Annotated in this window: 14 protein-coding genes, 2 tRNA genes and 1 riboswitch; of the genes, 12 read left to right on the forward strand and 4 right to left on the reverse strand. The window is 72.1% G+C overall.

Going from position 1 to position 16,714, the window contains the following annotated elements; genetic code table 11:
- The 8 genes from U5C87_RS07205 (at position 1) to U5C87_RS07240 (ending at position 9,053) form a co-directional block, all read left to right on the forward strand.
- Positions 1-2,094 (forward strand): cytochrome c oxidase assembly protein, encoded by a 2,094-nt coding sequence (locus U5C87_RS07205; protein ID WP_330475934.1) that lies wholly within the window; start codon positions 1-3, stop codon positions 2,092-2,094.
- Positions 2,095-2,139: 45 nt separating this feature from the next.
- Complete coding sequence (locus U5C87_RS07210) at positions 2,140-2,331, forward strand: DUF6767 domain-containing protein (RefSeq protein WP_330475935.1); 192 nt, start codon at positions 2,140-2,142, stop codon at positions 2,329-2,331.
- Between the two features lie 117 nt (positions 2,332-2,448).
- Entirely contained in the window at positions 2,449-3,255 is an 807-nt protein-coding gene (locus U5C87_RS07215) for a carbon-nitrogen family hydrolase (protein ID WP_330475936.1), read from the forward strand.
- Positions 3,252-5,126, forward strand: coding sequence for an NHL domain-containing thioredoxin family protein (locus tag U5C87_RS07220; protein ID WP_330475937.1), 1,875 nt, complete (start codon positions 3,252-3,254; stop codon positions 5,124-5,126). Before U5C87_RS07215 ends, U5C87_RS07220 begins: the two co-directional genes overlap by 4 nt.
- A 57-nt stretch (positions 5,127-5,183) precedes the next feature.
- Positions 5,184-6,062: a hypothetical protein gene (locus tag U5C87_RS07225; protein ID WP_330475938.1), complete on the forward strand. Its 879-nt coding sequence runs from the start codon at positions 5,184-5,186 to the stop codon at positions 6,060-6,062.
- 105 nt (positions 6,063-6,167) lie between these two features.
- Positions 6,168-6,461, forward strand: coding sequence for a DUF6458 family protein (locus U5C87_RS07230; RefSeq protein WP_330475939.1), 294 nt, complete (start codon positions 6,168-6,170; stop codon positions 6,459-6,461).
- A 124-nt stretch (positions 6,462-6,585) separates the two neighbouring features.
- On the forward strand, positions 6,586-7,980 hold the full coding sequence (locus U5C87_RS07235; RefSeq protein ID WP_330475940.1) for an acyltransferase family protein: 1,395 nt from the start codon (positions 6,586-6,588) through the stop codon (positions 7,978-7,980).
- A 65-nt stretch (positions 7,981-8,045) separates the two neighbouring features.
- Positions 8,046-9,053 carry a GNAT family N-acetyltransferase gene (locus tag U5C87_RS07240; RefSeq protein ID WP_330475941.1) on the forward strand — a complete coding sequence of 336 codons (1,008 nt, stop codon included), beginning with the start codon at positions 8,046-8,048 and terminating at the stop codon, positions 9,051-9,053.
- A gap of 96 nt (positions 9,054-9,149) precedes the next feature.
- On the opposite strand, the gene U5C87_RS07245 is transcribed toward U5C87_RS07240, so the two are convergent.
- Together U5C87_RS07245 and U5C87_RS07250 are read right to left on the reverse strand one after the other, a co-directional pair.
- On the reverse strand, positions 9,150-11,012 hold the full coding sequence (locus tag U5C87_RS07245) for an acyl-CoA dehydrogenase (protein ID WP_330475942.1): 1,863 nt from the start codon (positions 11,010-11,012) through the stop codon (positions 9,150-9,152).
- A 273-nt stretch (positions 11,013-11,285) separates the two neighbouring features.
- Positions 11,286-11,359 (reverse strand) — tRNA-Gly (locus tag U5C87_RS07250).
- 282 nt (positions 11,360-11,641) lie between these two features.
- Positions 11,642-11,799: riboswitch (cyclic di-AMP (ydaO/yuaA leader) on the forward strand.
- Positions 11,800-11,865: 66 nt separating this feature from the next.
- Here U5C87_RS07250 and U5C87_RS07255 point away from each other — a divergent pair.
- Entirely contained in the window at positions 11,866-12,384 is a 519-nt protein-coding gene (locus U5C87_RS07255) for a C40 family peptidase (RefSeq protein WP_330475943.1), read from the forward strand.
- Positions 12,385-12,426: 42 nt separating this feature from the next.
- Here U5C87_RS07255 and U5C87_RS07260 read toward each other — a convergent pair whose 3' ends face one another.
- Positions 12,427-14,070 carry a CapA family protein gene (locus tag U5C87_RS07260; RefSeq protein WP_330475944.1) on the reverse strand — a complete coding sequence of 548 codons (1,644 nt, stop codon included), beginning with the start codon at positions 14,068-14,070 and terminating at the stop codon, positions 12,427-12,429.
- 46 nt (positions 14,071-14,116) lie between these two features.
- On the opposite strand from U5C87_RS07260, the gene U5C87_RS07265 reads away from it, so the two are divergent.
- On the forward strand, positions 14,117-15,193 hold the full coding sequence (locus U5C87_RS07265) for a M15 family metallopeptidase (RefSeq protein WP_330475945.1): 1,077 nt from the start codon (positions 14,117-14,119) through the stop codon (positions 15,191-15,193).
- A gap of 8 nt (positions 15,194-15,201) precedes the next feature.
- On the opposite strand, the gene U5C87_RS07270 is transcribed toward U5C87_RS07265, so the two are convergent.
- Positions 15,202-15,272: transfer RNA gene (locus U5C87_RS07270), tRNA-Gly, on the reverse strand.
- A gap of 108 nt (positions 15,273-15,380) precedes the next feature.
- Between U5C87_RS07270 and U5C87_RS07275 the strand changes: the two genes are divergently transcribed.
- Together U5C87_RS07275 and U5C87_RS07280 are read left to right on the forward strand one after the other, a co-directional pair.
- Positions 15,381-15,812, forward strand: a complete 432-nt coding sequence (locus U5C87_RS07275; RefSeq protein WP_330475946.1) for a hypothetical protein — start codon at positions 15,381-15,383, stop codon at positions 15,810-15,812.
- On the forward strand, positions 15,812-16,687 hold the full coding sequence (locus U5C87_RS07280; protein WP_330475947.1) for an SMP-30/gluconolactonase/LRE family protein: 876 nt from the start codon (positions 15,812-15,814) through the stop codon (positions 16,685-16,687). Before U5C87_RS07275 ends, U5C87_RS07280 begins: the two co-directional genes overlap by 1 nt.
- Positions 16,688-16,714: the final 27 nt, after the last annotated feature.

Genomic DNA, 16,714 nt, shown 5'->3' on the forward strand with positions numbered 1-16,714 from the left:
ATGCCAACCCTCGAGCGAGACGGTCTCATCGGTCCGCGGACCGGGTCCGACTCCTCGGGCCGGCCCGCGGCCGCGCTCGTCGTCGCCGGTGTCGTCACGGTCGGTCTGGTGGCGAGCGTGGTCGCTGCGCGCTACACCGGCGCGGCCGACGCCCTGCCCGGCGGCCTGTCCGACGCCGGGCCCGTCGTGCGGTGGTCCCTGCCCCTCGTGCGGGTCGTCCACGACGTCGCGGCCTCGCTCACGATCGGGTCGCTCCTGCTCGCCGCGACGATGGTCCCGGGACGCACGCGCGCCGAGAGCGCCGCCCTGGTGGAGCCTCGCCGGAGCGCAGCCTTGCGCGTCGCCACCACCGCAGCCTTCGTATGGGCGGTCGCCGGGGCGGTCGGCGTGGTCTTTGCCTTCGCCGACGCCGCTGGTATGCCGCTGGCCGACCCGCTCTTCGGCAGCAACCTCATGGGGTCGGTCTGGTCCATCGAGACCCTGCGGGTGGGGGTCATCAGCACCGTCGCGGCGTTCGTCGTCGCCTCCGTGGCGGCGGTCGCCCGCTCGCGTGGGGCCGCGCTCGCCCTCACCGTCGTCTCGGCGTTCGGCCTGCTGGTCCTCGGGCTGGCCGGCCACGCCGGGGGCTCGGCCGACCACGAGACGGCCGTCAACGCGATCGCCGCGCACCTGCTGAGCGCCGCCGTCTGGGTCGGCGGGCTCCTCGCGCTCGTCGTGCTGCGCCGCCCCCTGGGGGAGGCGCTCGGCGTCGTGGCGCGGCGCTACTCGACCGTCGCCCTCTGGTGCTTCGTCACACTCGGCGTCTCGGGTGTCATGTCCGCGACGACCCGGCTCGGCTCGTGGTCCGACCTCCTGACTCCCTACGGCGTGCTCATCCTCGTCAAGGTCGCGGCCTTCGTGGTCCTCGGCGCCGCCGGGGTGCGCCACCGACGCGTGACCCTCGACCGCATCGACGCGGTGGAGGCGGCGACGACCGGCACGGGCACGGGCACCGCGTCGGGGCTGCGGGGGCGGCTGTTCGTCCGGCTCGCCGTCGTCGAGACGCTCCTCATGGCGCTCGCCTTCGGGGTGGCCACGGCGCTCGCCCGCAGCGAGCCGCCGGTGCCCGAGACCGTCTCGGACCCCAGTGCGGCACTGTCGCTGACGGGCTATCCCGCGCCGCCTGCGCCCACCGCGATGGACTGGCTGACCGCCTGGCGGGTCGAGTGGCTCTTCCTCGCGACCGGGCTGCTCGCGATCGGCCTCTACGTCGCGGGCGTGCTGCGACTGCGACGACGCGGCGACGCGTGGCCGGTGCTGAGGCTGCTGAGCTGGGTCACGGGCTGGCTGCTCTTCCTCTACGCGACCAACGGCGTGCTCGGCATCTACGGCCGGGTCGCGTTCTCCTGGCACATGACCCTGCACATGATCGAGGCGATGGTCGTCCCGATCTTCCTCGTGCTCGGTGCTCCCGTCACCCTGGCGCTGCGCACCGTCAAGCCGCGCTCCGACGGCACGCTCGGCCCCCGCGAGATGCTCCTCGCGCTCGTCCACTCCCGGTTCCTGGCCGTCGTCGGCAACCCGATCTTCGCCGCCGCCTTCTTCTTCATGAGCCTCGTCGTCTTCTACTGGACGGGCCTGTTCCAGCTGGCCCTGGAGACGCACACGGGCCACCTGCTCATGACCGCGCACTTCGTGCTCACCGGCTACCTCTTCGCCTGGGTGCTCGTCGGCGTCGACCCCGGACCCAAGCGGTGGAGCCCGGCACTGCGCCTCGTCGTGCTCTTCGCGACGATCTCCTTCCACGCCTTCTTCGGTGTCGCCATGATCAGCGGCACGACCCTGCTCGGCGGGGACTTCTTCCCGACGATCGCCATCCCGTGGGTGCCCGACCCGCTCGCCGACCAGCGCTACGGCGGCGGCGTCGCCTGGGCCATCGGCGAGCTGCCGAGCCTCGTGCTCGCACTGACGGTCGCCCTGCAGTGGTTCCGGACCGACAGCGCGGAGTCCGTGCGGCAGGACCGGCGGGCCGACCGGGACGGCGATGCCGAGCTCACGGCATACAACGAGCGGCTGGCCGCGCTGGCCAAGCGCGATCACGGCTCCTCGCGATGACCTCTCGCTACTACTCCATGTAGTATTGGTGTCGGAGGAGGGGACATGCCACAGCGAACGTCGAACCCCCGGTGCCCGATCCGACTCGGCGAACCGTGCACGTTGTGCTTTCCCGGAGCACGCGGACCGCAGGACTGCGGCCTCGTCTACCTCGTCCAGAGCGACCCGGAGCAGCGCGAGGAGCTCGCGGCACGACGCCGTGAGCGTCACCTGACGCGCGACCTCGGCGTCGGCTGACCCGGGCGTGGCCCCGGCCTTCCCCCTGTGGCCGGGGCCACGCCCGTGGTCCCTCTCGCCGACGGCATCCGGTGGGCACCCGCGCGCCGGCCGCGCGGCGCGTGTGAGAGTGGGGTCATGAAGGTTGCGCTCATCCAGCTCGCCTACGGCGACGACGAGTCGGTCGCCGACCGAACGGCGCGGGTCGCCGCCCTCGTCCGCGCCCAGGCGGGCCACGACCTCGTCGTCCTGCCCGAGCTCTGGCCGGCAGGCGGCTTCGACTACACCGCGTGGGACGAGCGGGCCGAGCCCGTCGACGGCCCCGTCGCGCGGGCGCTCGCGGACGCCGCCCGCGACGCCCGCGTCACGCTGCACGGCGGCTCGATCGTCGAGCGCGGCGCCCCCGTCGGTGCCGACGGCCGCGGGCTGTGGAACACCAGCCTCGTCTTCTCGCCCGACGGCGAGCTCGTCGCGACCTACCGCAAGATCCACCGCTTCGGCTTCGGCGAGGGCGAGCCGAGCCTCATGGACGCCGGAGAGGACCTCGTCGTCGTCGACGTCCCCGTCGCTGCCGGCGGCACCGTGCCCGTCGGGCTCTCGACCTGCTACGACCTGCGCTTCCCCGAGCTCTACCGGCGCCTGCTCGACCGGGGCGCCGAGGTCTTCGTCATCCCGGCCGCGTGGCCGCGCAAGCGGGTCTCGCACTGGACCCTGCTGGGCCAGGCGCGGGCCGTCGAGGACCAGTGCGTCGTGCTCCAGTGCAACACCGCCGGCACGCACGCCCGGCACGAGATGGGCGGTCACTCGCAGGTCGTCGACGCCACCGGGAAGGTTCTGGCCGCCGCGGGCCTTGACGAGGAGGTGCTGAGCATCGACATCGACACCGCGGCGACCCCCGAGTGGCGCCGCTCCTTCCCCGTGCTGGCCGACCGGAGGCTCCGGTGACCGCGGGAGCCGGCACCGACACCGGCTCGCTGCGCTCGCGCGTCAGGGTCCGCGCGGCCGAGCTCGTCGGACGTGGCTGGCTCAACACCGGCGGCCGGTCGCTGTCGCTCGCCGACCTGCGCGGACGCGTCGCCGTCCTCGACTTCTGGACCTTCTGCTGCGTCAACTGCCTCCACGTCCTCGACGAGCTGCGCCCCGTCGAGGCGCAGTTCCCCGACGCGTTGACGATCATCGGCGTGCACTCCCCGAAGTTCGAGCACGAGGCCGACGCCGACGCGCTCGTGGCCGCCGTGGAGCGGTATGCCGTCCACCACCCCGTGCTCGACGACCCCGAGCTCGTGACGTGGAAGGCGTATGCCGCCCGCGCCTGGCCCACGCTCGTCGTCATCGACCCCGAGGGCTACGTCGTCGCCTCGCTGTCGGGGGAGGGGCACGGGCCCGGCCTCGCCTCCCTCGTCACCGAGCTCGTCGAGGAGCACGCCGCCAAGGGCACGCTCCAGCCCGGCGACGACCCCTACGTCGCGCCGCCGGCCCTCGACACCGCGCTGCGCTTCCCGGGCAAGGCGCTCGCGCTGCCCGACGGGTCGTTCGTCGTCAGCGACACCGCGAACCACGCGGTCGTCCACCTCGAGCCCGACCTCGAGACCGAGCGCGCCCGCTGGGGCGGCGAGGGTGTGCTCAACGAGCCGCAGGGCGTCCTGCTCGCGACGCCCGAGGTCGCCGAGCACCTCGGCATCGACCTCCTCGTCGCGGACTCGGTCAACCACCAGGTCAAGGGAATCCGCTTCTCCGACGGCTCGGTTCACGTCGTGGCCGGCACCGGATCGCAGCTGCGTGAGCGCTCCGGTGGTGGCCCCGCCCTCGGGCAGGCGATGTCGACGCCGTGGGACCTCGCGTGGCTCGGCGACCGGCTCATGGTCGCCATGGCCGGCACGCACCAGCTATGGGCCTGGACTCCGGGCGAGACCCTCGCCGACGGCCGGGTCGAGGTCGTCGGCGGCACCTCCAACGAGGGCCTCGTCGACGGACCGGCGCTCGAGGCGTGGTTCGCCCAGCCGTCCGGCCTCGCGACCTCCGCGACCGGTGACCGGGTCTGGGTCGCCGACTCCGAGACGTCGGCGCTGCGCTCGGTCACCCGAGCACCCGACGGCACGCTCGTCGTCGAGACCCACGTCGGCACAGGGCTTTTCGACTTCGGACACCGCGACGGCGCAGCCGCCGAGGCACTGCTCCAGCACCCGCTCGGCGTCACCGAGCTGCCGGACGGCTCGGTCGCCGTCAGCGACACCTACAACGGCGCCGTGCGCCGCTTCGACCCGACCAGCGGTCAGGTCACGACCCTCGCGCAGGGTCTCGCCGAGCCGAGCGACGCCGTCGTCGAGCGCGACCCCGAGTCGGGTGAGGTGCGTCTGGTCGTCGTCGAGTCGGCGGCCCACCGCCTGACCCGCGTCGGGCTGCCCGAGGCCGCCCAGTGCGTCGACGGGCCCGCCCACCGCACCCAGCGCCCGTCCACGCCGCTGCCCGCCGGCGAGGTCGCGCTCGAGGTGACCTTCGTGCCGCCGACCGGCCAGAAGCTCGACTACCGGTGGGGCGACCCCACCCGTCTCGAGGTGTCCGCGACCCCGGACGCCCTGCTCGTCTCCGGCGCCGGTCGCGCCGAGGGCCTGACCCGCACCCTCGTGCTGCGCGAGGGCATTGGCTCGGGCACGCTGCACATCTCGGTGCAGGCCGCGGCGTGCGACGGCGACCCCGAGACCGGCGAGGTGCCCGAGCACGCGGCCTGCCACCTGTTCCAGCAGGACTGGGGCATCCCGGTCGTCCTCGACGCCACCGCCGGTGCCACACTGACTCTCGACCTGCGGGGCGTGTAGGCGGCCGACCAGCCGCCTGCCCCGTGCGCGCGAGACCGAACGGACGAGGTGGCAGACGTGGCTCGACAGGCATCCGGCGGCGGTGGGCGCTCCGTCCTCTCGGCGGTGTGCGGGCTGCTGGCGATCGTGCTGCTGCCCGTCTCGCTCGTCGGCTTCTGGGCCTCGGTGCTGCTGACCCGCACCGACGTCTTCGTCGAGGAGCTGCGGCCCGTCGTCGCCAAGCCGCAGGTGCAGGAGGCCCTCACCGACGGCATCGTGCAGGGCATCCTCGGCGCGGTGGACCTGCGCCCGGCGATCGAGAAGGCGCTCGAGGCGCCCATCCGCACGCAGGCCGCCGCTCTCGTCGCGAGCCCGCAGGTCGCGTCCGCCTGGACCACCGGCATCCGCGCACTCCACACGCAGTTCATCGCCGTCATGCAGGGCCGGGGCGACACGGAGCTCGACGACCAGGGCCGGGTCTCGGTGCGCGTCACCATCCCGGTGCCCGCCCTGACCTCCACGCTCGAGCAGGCCGGCGTCCCGAACGCGGGGGCGATCGCGCCGGTCGTGACGATCCCCCTCGTCAAGGCCACCGACCTGCAGAAGGCGCAGACGGCATACCGGATCGCCGACGCGTGGGGACCTTGGGCGCCCCTCGTGGTGGCCGCCCTCGCCCTGCTGTCCATCGCGCTCGCCCGACGCTGGCGCGCGGCGACGACCCTCATCGGCATCGGTTGGGTCGTGACCGCCCTAGCGCTCGCGCTCGTCGTCATGGTGGCGCGCGAGCCGCTCATGCGACGGGTCGACCCCGAGGTGGCGCGCACCATCGCCGACGCCGCCTACGGCCTCGCCGCCCGCAACCTCTACTACGAGATCGCCATCGCGGTCGGCGTGGGCGTCGTCATGCTCATCGTCTCGGCCGTCACGCTCGCGTTCGGTCGACGCCGCGCGCACTGAGCGCCCGACAGGCGGCCCCGATGGGCGTTTCGTGGGTGTTCGACGGCGTGCGGGTATGGGGACGGTAGGTGTGCCACCGGGGCGCGCCCCAGCCAAGGAGACCTCATGGGTATCGGACTCGGGATCTTCCTGCTCGTCGTCGGAGCGATCTTCTACTTCACCAGCGTCGACTCCAGCGTCCTCAACCTGAGCAGCAGCACGGGCAACACGATCGGCATCATCCTCATGATCGCCGGCGCGCTCTCGATCATCCTCGCGCTCGTCCTCAACGCCCAGCGTGCCCGCACGCAGCACACGGTCGTCACGGAGCGCCGCGGCGCGCCCGATGTCGTCGAGCGCCGGGTCGACGGCGACGAGGTCGTCGAGCGCCGCGTCGAGCGTCGCGACGAGACCCTCTAGACCTGCCAGACCGTCGAAGGGCCACGAACCGGACTCCGGTTCGCGGCCCTTCGACGGTTGCGGGGTGCGCGGCCTGAGCAGGAGAACTCACCTGCTCGGGCCGCCGTTCGTGCTTCGATGAGATGTGAGCCGGACCCGCCCTGACGCAACGCCGCGCACGGCGTCGGCCATCGACGCGGCGACCCCGCCCGACCGCGACCGCTGGGTCGACACGCTCCGGGTGGGCTCGCTCCTCGTGGTCATCCTCGGGCACTGGCTCATGGTCGCGCTCACGCCGGACGGGCAGATCACCAACGCGCTCGCCGTCGTGCCGTCGCTCCAGCCGCTGACCTGGGTCCTGCAGGTCATGCCGCTCTTCTTCCTCGTCGGTGGCGTTGCCCACGCGCACACGCTCGAGTCGCTCGAGCGCCGCCATCCGGCAGCCACGGGGAGGTATGCCGCGTTCTTCCGCGCGCGGGCCGCTCGCCTCCTGCGCCCCACCCTCGCCTTCCTCGCGGTCTACGTGCTCCTGGGTGTCGTCGCCGACCTCACGGGCCTGACGTCGAGGCCCGGCGAAACCGGCCGCCTGGCCCGAGATGCGCTCGTCATGGTGCCGCAGCTGCTGTGGTTCGTCGGGATCTACCTCGGCGCCTGCGCGTTCGCGCCGCTCATGCGAAACCTGCACCGGCGGTGGGGACTTCGCGTCGTCGTCGTGCTCGTCGCGCTGGCGTGCCTCGTCGACGCGGTGCGCTTCGGCGGCGGGCCCGAGCTCGTCGGCAACCTCAACTTCGCGCTCGTGTGGCTGGCGCTGCACCAGCTCGGGTTCGCCTGGCGTGACGGGTTGCTCACGACCGGGCGTGGCTGGGTGATGGCCGTCGTGGGCTTCGCCGCGATGGGTCTGGCCATCACGGTCGGCCCCTACCCGACGTCGATGGTGGGCCTGCCCGGCGAGGCCGTCTCCAACATGGCGCCACCGACGGCGGCGCTGCTCGCGCAGGGCATCGGGATCTGCGGCCTGGCCGTCGTGGTGCGGCCCGTCATGACTCGGGTCCTCGCCCGGCCGCGGGCCTGGCGGGTCGTCGTGCTGGCCGGCCCCTTCGCCATGACCGCCTTCTTGTGGCACCTCACCGCGCTGATGACGGTGCTCCTGACGATCCGCGCGCTCGGCATCGAGCAGCCGGCTGTCGCGTCGTGGGCCTGGTGGCTGACGCGTCCGGTGCTCTTCGCGGTGCTGGCGGCGGTGACGGCCGCGTTCGTCGCGGTCTTCGTGCGCTTCGACCATGGCGCGCGTGGGGCGGGTCCGGCCGGGCTCGGCGACGAGCAGCGGGGCTGGGTCGACCCCGTGGCCGCCGTGTCCGCCGCGGTGCTCTTCTTCGGCATCCTCATCGTCTCCATCGTCGGGGTCGACGTGCTCGGCAACCGGCCGGTCTTCTTCCTCGTCGGCGACGTCACCCCGATCGTCGGCTTCGCCGTCCTGGCCCTCGGGCTGCTGCTCCTGCGCGCGACCCGGCCCCGACCCACCCCCACCGCCCGCCTCTGACGCCTCGCTCCCGACCGGGGCAAAGTCGATGGCTCGGAGACCTCCCGGGACCGTACGGTCGAGCCATGGAGACGAGACTCATCGACGTGGACGACGACGCGGTCTGCACCCGGGCCTACGACGTCATCGTCGCCAGCAAGAACCACGAGCGGCCGTGGAACGAACCGCCTTCACTGGCAGAGACGCTCGTCGAGTGGCGGCACGTCGACAAGTCCGAGCCGATGGAGATGTGGGGAGCGTGGGACGGCGACAGCCTCGTGGGCGTCGCCACCATCTGGCTGCCGATGGAGGACAACACCTCGATGGTGTGGCACGACGTCCAGGTCGACGCTGCCCACCGCCGGCGCGGCGCCGGCTCGGCCCTCGTGGAGCGCATCGTCGGCCGGGCCACGGAGGTCGGCCGACCCACCCTCGTCACCGACTGCATCGTCCCGGCCGGCGACGACGGCCACCCCTACGGCCGTTTCGCGGAGAAGCACGGCTTCCGCCTCAGCAACACCGAGATCACCCGCCACCTCGAGCTGCCCGTCGACGACGACCTGCTCGCCCGCCACGCCGAGCACGCCCGCACCCGTTGGGAGGGCGGCTACCGGCTCGAGACCCATGTCGGCGGCGTCCCGGCCGCGCTCCAGCCGTCCCTGTGCGCCGTGATGAACCAGCTCGGCGTCGACGCACCCACCGGCGACATCGAGTTCGAGGAGGAGAGCCTCACGCCCGCACGCTACGAGGAGCACCTCGAGCTCTTCCGCCGTCAGGGGCGCACCAGGGTCACGACGGTGGCCGTCCACGAGGCCAGCGGCGACGTCGTCGCCTACACCGACCTGATGCTGCCGGCGGGTGCGCCGTCGGTCGCGTGGCAGTGGGGGACCTTGGTGCACAAGGCGCATCGGGGCCGGCGCCTCGGCATGGCGGTCAAGGTCGAGAACCTCCGGCGCCTGCAGGCCGACCACCCCGAGCGCTCGCGGGTCATCACGACCAACGACGACACGAACTCGTGGATGGTCTCGATCAACGAGGACCTCGGCTTCCGCGTCGTCGAGCGCAACCCCGCCTACCAGCGCTCGCTGGCCTGACGGCATACGCGATCGTCGCGAGGTCGACGAGGACCGCTGAGAACGAGGAGGCGCCCGTCCCCGAGGTGGGGAGGGCGCCTCGTCGTGAGGGGTGGCTCAGAAGGCCGACTCGGGCACGTCCATGAGGTCGTTGTCGGTGGCCTCGGCGATCGCGCGCTCCGCGGCGATCTTCGGCAGGACGTTCTTGGCGTAGAACGACGCCGCCGCCACCTTGCCGCGGTAGAAGTCGGCGTCCTTGCCGGCGGCGCCGCCGTCGAGGGCCTTCTGGGCGACCTCGGCCTGGCGCAGCAGCAGCCAGCCGACGACGAGGTCACCGGCGGACAGGAGCAGCCGCGTCGTGTTCTGGCCGACCTTGTAGAGGTTGGCGGCGTCGCCACCCATGCGCGGGTCGCTCTTCATGAGGTCGCCGATCATGTGGCCGACGATGCCCTGGATGTCCTCGAGCGCCTTGCCGAGCAGCTCGCGCTCGGTGTCGAGCGAGCCGCCGAGGTCCTTGGCGAACTCCTGGATCTGGCCGGCGACGTGCTGCAGGGCCTGGCCCTTGTCGCGGACGATCTTGCGGAAGAAGAAGTCGAGGCCCTGGATGGCGGTGGTGCCCTCGTAGAGCGTGTCGATCTTCGCGTCGCGGACGTACTGCTCGATCGGGTAGTCCTGCAGGAAGCCCGAACCGCCGTACGTCTGCAGCGACTCCGTGCCGAGCAGCACCCAGGCGCGCTCGGAGCCGAGGCCCTTGACGAGCGGCAGCATGAGGTCGCTGATCTTGTTGGCGAGGGCCGCGTCGGAGCCCTTCTCGAGCGGCGCCGCCGGGTTGCCGGCCTGCGCCTGGCTCACGGCGTCCTGCTGGCTCGCGGTGTAGAGCACGAGCGCGCGCAGGCCCTCGGCGTACGCCTTCTGGAGCATGAGCGAGCGGCGCACGTCGGGGTGGTGCGTGATGGTGACGCGCGGCGCGGCCTTGTCGGTCATCTGCGTGAGGTCGGCGCCCTGGACGCGCTCCTTGGCGTACTCGAGCGCGTTGAGGTAGCCGGTGGAGAGCGTGGCGATCGCCTTGGTGCCGACGAACATCCGCGCGTTCTCGATGACCTTGAACATCTGGGCGATGCCGTCGTGGACGTCGCCGAGGAGGGTGCCGACGGCGGGCTCGTGCTCGCCGAAGGTGACCTCGCACGTCGTGCTGACCTTGAGGCCCATCTTGTGCTCGACGTTGGTGACGTGGGCACCGTTGCGCTCGCCCAGCTCACCGGTCTCGAGGTCGACGTGGAACTTCGGGACGATGAAGAGGCTGAGGCCCTTGGTGCCGGGGCCGGCGCCCTCGGGGCGGGCGAGGACGAAGTGGACGACGTTGTCGACCATGTCGGACTCGGCCGAGGTGATGAAGCGCTTGACGCCCGTGATGTGCCACGTGCCGTCGGGCTGCTGGACGGCCTTGGTGCGGCCGGCGCCGACGTCGGAGCCCGCGTCGGGCTCGGTCAGCACCATCGTGGTGTGCCAGGCCTTGTCGACGATGTGCTTGGCCAGCTTCTTCTGGTCGTCGTTGCCGAGGTGCCAGAGCAGGTTGGCGAAGGAGTAGCTCGCCGTGAACATGTGCACGGCCGGGTTGGCGCCGCAGACCATCTCGGCGACGGACCAGCGCAGCGAGGCCGGGACGACCATCCCGCCGAGCTCGGCCGGGACGTCGAGGTTGCCCCAGTCGCCGTCGACGTAGGCCTTGAACGAGCGCTTGAACGACTCGGGCATCGTCACGGTCTGGCTGGCCGGGTCGTAGACCGGCGGGTTGCGGTCGCTGTCGAGCAGGCTGTCGGCCAGCTCGTTCTCGGCGAGGCGCGAGACCTCGCGGAGGATGTCCTTGGCCGCGTCGACGTCGACGTCGGCATAGATGCCCTCTCCGAGGACGTCCTGGCGGTTGAAGACCTCGAACAGGTTGAACTCGAGGTCGCGCACGTTGCTCTTGTAGTGGCCCATCTTCGGGACCCTCCGCGTTCTGTCGCTCGTCGTGCGTCCGCGCTGTCGTCGGCGGGCGCGCCAAGTTACTGGCCGGTCACTTCCATGATGCTACTGACCGGTAACGACCGCAAGAGGGAGGGGTCACAGTTGGGCCACGAGGGGCTGCGGCCCGCACCGATGGCGTATGCCGGGTGGCCGGTCGGGGTCGTCCGTGGAGTCAGGTTGTGGCCGGCTGTCGTCCGGGCGAGGACAACAGAAGGGCCCGGTCGCGGTGACCGGGCCCTTCTGGACTGGAGCAGGCGGCACGAATTGCACGTACGTCTTCCTTCTGGAAGAAGGTTGTTCTGCTACTGAACTACGCCTGCGAGGCGTCGCCAACCGTAGCAACAGACAGGGCCCGACGTCCAAATGCGACGCGCCGTCCCTACGAACCCGTGCGAACGCGACCTCGCCCCAGGCGCACATGGCGCTGTGACCGAGCGACTCGAGTGCGGAGGGTCCGCTCGGCCTATCCATCTGCCCGGTTCGGCGGTCTTTGAGGTGGCAACTCTTGCCAGAATTTGCCCGGACGCGATGCTTTCGTGACCTTCTCTGTCACATTCGATGAATGTTCATCGTCCGGGGTCTTCCCCGGACGGCCCGCCGGACGCCGAGTCCTGTCCACCGGTGGGGCAGTCAAGGAAAAACGGACAGGAGTGGGGGACCCACCTTCGGACCGGCCTGCCAGTCCTCGGGGTGAAGCCGCATCTGCGGCCGGGCAACTTCCGCCCGAACCCGACAGCTCACCTCACAGGCGTGGGAAGGACCCGCCATGTCCACTTCTACCTCTGCACGCCGAATTTCCTTGCAGTCATTGACCATCGCACCACTCGTGACCGCAGCACTGCTGGTCGGGACCGTCGGCACCTCGCCCGCTCCCACAGCCTCCGCGCCGAGCGCCCCGGTAGCACCGGCCGCCTCGGCCCCCGCAACCCGAGCGCCGGTCGAGGTCAGGACGACGTCCGTCGCCTACGTCACCCCGGCGTCCATCGCCATCCCGCGCGGTCTCAAGGCCGTCAGGATCGCGGCCGCACAGAAGGGCAAGCCCTATCGCTGGGGCGGTGCGGGGCCATCGTCCTTCGACTGCTCCGGACTCGTCTACTACGTCTACAAGAAGAGGCTCAACGTCTCACTGCCGCGCACGGCAAATGCCCAGCGCCTCAAGACGATTCGCATCGCGAAGTCGAGCATGCGTCCCGGTGACCTCGTCTTCTTCATGTCCGGCGGTCGCGCCTACCACGTCGGCATCTACGCCGGCGCCGGCAAGGTGTGGCACTCGCCGCGGCCCGGGCAGCGCGTCCAGCTCTCGAAGCTCTGGACGACGAGATGGGTGGCCGGTCGCATCCGCTGACCACCGCGACCCCTCGGCACGCCGGCACCCGGGAGTCGGTGGCTAGCGTGCCGAGGGAGTCGTCGAGTACTTCCACATCCGCTGCAGCACGTAGCGTCCGTCGCCCTGCGGGTCGAGCAGGGCCGGCCGGGCCTGACGGATCATCACCGTCGGCCGGAGCCGGACGTTGACGAGGGTCCTGCCGCGGAAGGACAAGTCGAGGATGACCCCCTCCTGCGTCTCCTGCCACCAGCCCTGGCCGAAGAGGTAGTTGCCCGGACTGACGAGCACGACGTTCGGGTCGGCCGCCGGGCCGCGGACGAGCAAGGGGCCGGCGACGTGGGTGCCGGACCCGATCACGTGGTCGCAGCCCGCCTTGTCGAACCAGCCGAGCTGGCGCTTCTGCACGGGCCAGAGGTCGTCGTGGTACTCCGCGCCGCCCCACCACTGCGGGTTGCAGATGACGAGGTCGGCGCCGGCCGCCTTGGCCCGGCGGACGCCCTCGCGGATGTTGCTCTCGGTGATCCACGGGACGCCGGCGGTGTCGGCGTCAGCCTTGGCCACCCCGGCGACGTCGTTGACGGCCACGAAGCCGACCTTGAGCCCCGCGACCTGCACGTAGGCCGGCTCGATGGCCTCGTCGAGGTCACGGCCCAGGCCCGTCCGCGGGATCTTGTACTTGTCGATGAGGCGCAGCGTCGACTCGATGCCGGCTACGCCCTTGTCGCTCATGTGGTTGGCCGCGAGGTAGACGACGTCGAGCCCCAGGGTGTCGCGCCAGCGGGGCAGCACCGCCTCGGGGACGCTGAAGACCGCCGTGGTGCCGAGCTGTGGCTTCCACGTCGAGTCGGGCACCACCGGGCACTCGTGGTCGGCGATCGCGACGTCCGACCGCTTGATGACCTGGGGTGTGGCGCCGGCGTTGCCCGTGTCGACAGGCAGCACCGAGCGGTAGGGCTCGTGGTCCGGCGGGTCGACGACCGCCGGCGCGGCGTAGCGAGCGGTACCGCCCCCGAAGACCCAGTCCCACCCCCGGCCCCGCGAGACGACCTGCGTCGCCGCGCCGCGGTCGGAGCAGAGGCTGCCGAGGTTGGTCATGGTCCAGACCTGTGAGGAGTCGTATGCCGTCCAGCGCGGGTCGAGGCTCGGCCCGCCGGGCGCTGTGGTCGCCGTGACGGGATAGTCCATCGCTCGCGCCTGCTCGTCACCGAAGAGGTCGGGGCCGAACATGCCGAACGGGCCCTTGCCCCGGATCGAGAGCACCTTGGTCGCCGGCTCGACGAGGCCGGGTGGGAGCAGCGCGATGCGCTTCTGCCCGGCCACGAGGGCCGCAGCGATCTTGTCCGCAGGGACGCACGCCGAGGACGCCTGTGGCGCAGGAAGATCCGGTGCGGTCAGCTTCACACCGCACGGCACGACGAGCGTTCCCTTGCCGGCGAGGTCACGCAGCTCGGCAATGGAGACGTTCGCCTTGAGGTTCGTCAGACCGGTGACGACGGCGAGCGGGAAGGTCGTCGCCGGGGTCGTCGACGTCGTCGCTGCAGGGGTGGAGGTCGCGGGTGACGGCGGGGCCGACGAGCCGGCGGGCGTCGACGTCGTGCCCGTGGCCGTGCCTGCGTCGGGCGGCGGGCTCCCGGTCGTGCACGCGGCCGCGAGCAACACGCATACGCCGATCGACGCGTAACGGGCCCTCCCGATGCTCCCCACGCGGCTAGCCTAGGCGCCAGCCACCCCAAAGGCGGAGGTTCCGCGAATGCCCCAGACCGCCGTCCCCGACGACGCCCGCCGCAGGTCGGCTGCGCGCCGCCCACGGGTCGTCGCCGGTGCCGCCGGTGCCGTCGGTCTCGCGCTGGCGCTGGTCGTCGGACCCTCGGTCGCGACGCCGCCGGCGTCGGCGCTCGGCCGACTTCCCTCGTGCGACCCCGGCGACGTGCTCACGGTCCCTCGCGGCTACGACGACTGGTCGGTGACGCTCGTGGACCGGCTGCTGCGCGTCGAGGCCGACTACGTGCCGCCGGACCTGGTCCGGTCGAGCGAGGCCGGGATCGGCGGCGGCGGTCGCATCCGTGCCGTGGCCGCCGACGACACCCGGGCCATGGCGAAGGCGGCCGCAGCGGCAGGCGCGCCGATCGCGATCTGGAGCGGCTACCGCAGCTACCGCGAGCAGGTCGGGCTCTTCACGATGTACACGAGGCAGAACGGCTTCGACAGCGCGATCACCTACTCGCAGCGGCCCGGCCACTCCGAGCACCAGCTCGGCCTCGGCGTCGACTTCATGAGCGCCGGGGGTGGCAGCCCGCTGCCGGGGGACTGGGGCCGGACGCCGGCCGGCGCCTGGATGCGGGAGAACTCCTGGAGGTACGGCTGGGTCAACAGCTACCCGCGGGGCAAGGGCGGCACGCGCTGGAGCGACCGCACCTGCTTCCGCTACGAGCCCTGGCACTACCGCTATCTCGGCCGCGAGGTGGCCGCGAAGGTGCACGAGTCCGGCCTGACGATCCGCGAGTACCTCTGGCGCAACCACACGCTGCTCGACCGCACCGGACGTGCCGCCACGCCCTCGGCGCCTGCGCCCACGCCAACGGCGACGCCGACGACCGGCGCCTCACCGTCGACCTCCGCCGGCACCACCACAACGACCGGGACGACGCCGCCCACGCCGGATCCGGACGCCGCGACACCGACCGACGCGCGCGCCGCGCAGGAGGTCGAGCAGGACGGCGGTATTCCCGTCCCGGTGGTCGTCGCGGGCGGCGCAGGAGCCGTCGCGCTTGGCGTGGGTGTGGCGCTCGCCCTGAGGCGGCGTGCCGCACGCGCACCGGACCGGTGAGGAGTCGGAGCGAGCGACGGGAATCGAACCCGCGTATCCAGCTTGGGAAGCTGGCGCTCTACCATTGAGCTACGCTCGCACGGGCCGCCGGGAGCCCCCGACAGGGAGCCGGTGAGCGGCACGCGGCGCCAGTGTAGCCGACGCCGCGCCAGTGGCCAGACCGCGACCCCAGGGGCTCGAAACCGTCATGGATCTCGTCAAGCAGACCGCCTTCGTCGACCACGTGCGCCAGCGCGGCGGGGCGAGCGCCCAGGTCGCCGTGACTCTCGAGCAGTTCTTCGACGGCAACGACTGCGAGTGGTGCATCGCGCCGAACCGGCCCGAGGACATGCCCCTCGAGACCATCCGTCGCGTGCTCGCCGAGCTGCGTGAGCACCCGGAGGTCCACGACGTGCGGGTCGAGCTCGACGTGCTCGAGTTCCAGGACTTCCCGGACGACGAATGGCCTTATGCGAGTGGGGTGGCCGTCATCACGACGCTGCAGCCGGAGGAGGTCGACGCGATGACGATCGACGCCGACACCCAGCCGAGCGGCGGTCCGGCTGCCGGAGCCGACTGGCTCGTCGACGGGCCGACCGTGCCCGAGGGGCACCACTACGTCGGCGTGTGGTGGGACTGATGGGGTCGGCCATCCCGGAGGTCCCGGTCGTGACCGGCGAGCTCGAGCAGGTCACCGACGCCCTCTGCTACCACGGTGAGGGCCCCGTCTGGTCGCCCGAATGGGGCGGCCTGCGCTGGGTCGACATGCTCGCCGGCGACGTGCTCACCCTCCGCGCCGACGGCTCCGTCGACCGCCTGCACGTCGGCGACGTCGCCGCGTTCGTGCGACCGCGCACCGGTGGCGGCTGGGTGGTCGCCACCGAGCGCGGGCTGGCCCGCGCGGACGAGGCGGACGGCATACCCACTCCGTGGTTCGACCTCTGGGACGACCCGTCCGTGCGGATGAACGAGGGCGGCGTCGACGGCCTCGGACGGCTGTGGGCGGGCACGATGGGCTACGACCGGGTGCCCGGGAGCGCGCGGCTCTTCCGCGTCGACCCGGCGGGCTGCGTCGCGGTCGTCCTGCCCGACGTGACGATCTCCAACGGCATCGACCTGGCGCCGGACGGCCGGCTGGCCTACTACGACGACACCCCGACCGGCCGCACCGACGTCTTCGACGTCGTCGACGGCGAGCTGGTCAACCGCCGCCCGTTCGTCACCCACGACGTCGGCCACCCCGACGGCCTCACGGTCGACAGTGCGGGCAACGTCTGGGTCGCCCTCAACGGCGCCGGACGCGTGCGCTGCTTCTCGCCGGCGGGCGAGGTGCTCGCGGAGGTCGCCGTCCCGGTGCGCCTGACGACCGCGTGCACGTTCGGCGGCGACGACCTGCGCGACCTCTACGTCACGACGTCCCGCGAGAACCTCGATGACCCCGAGCCCGAGGCCGGCGCGCTCTTCCGCGTCCGCGTCTCGGTCCCGGGGCAGCCCGTGCGCCCCTTCGCCGGCTGACAGACGGCTGACGGGCGGCCGACGGCC

The organism is Terrabacter sp. C0L_2, assembly GCF_036352015.1.
Lineage (GTDB): Bacteria > Actinomycetota > Actinomycetes > Actinomycetales > Dermatophilaceae > Terrabacter > Terrabacter tumescens.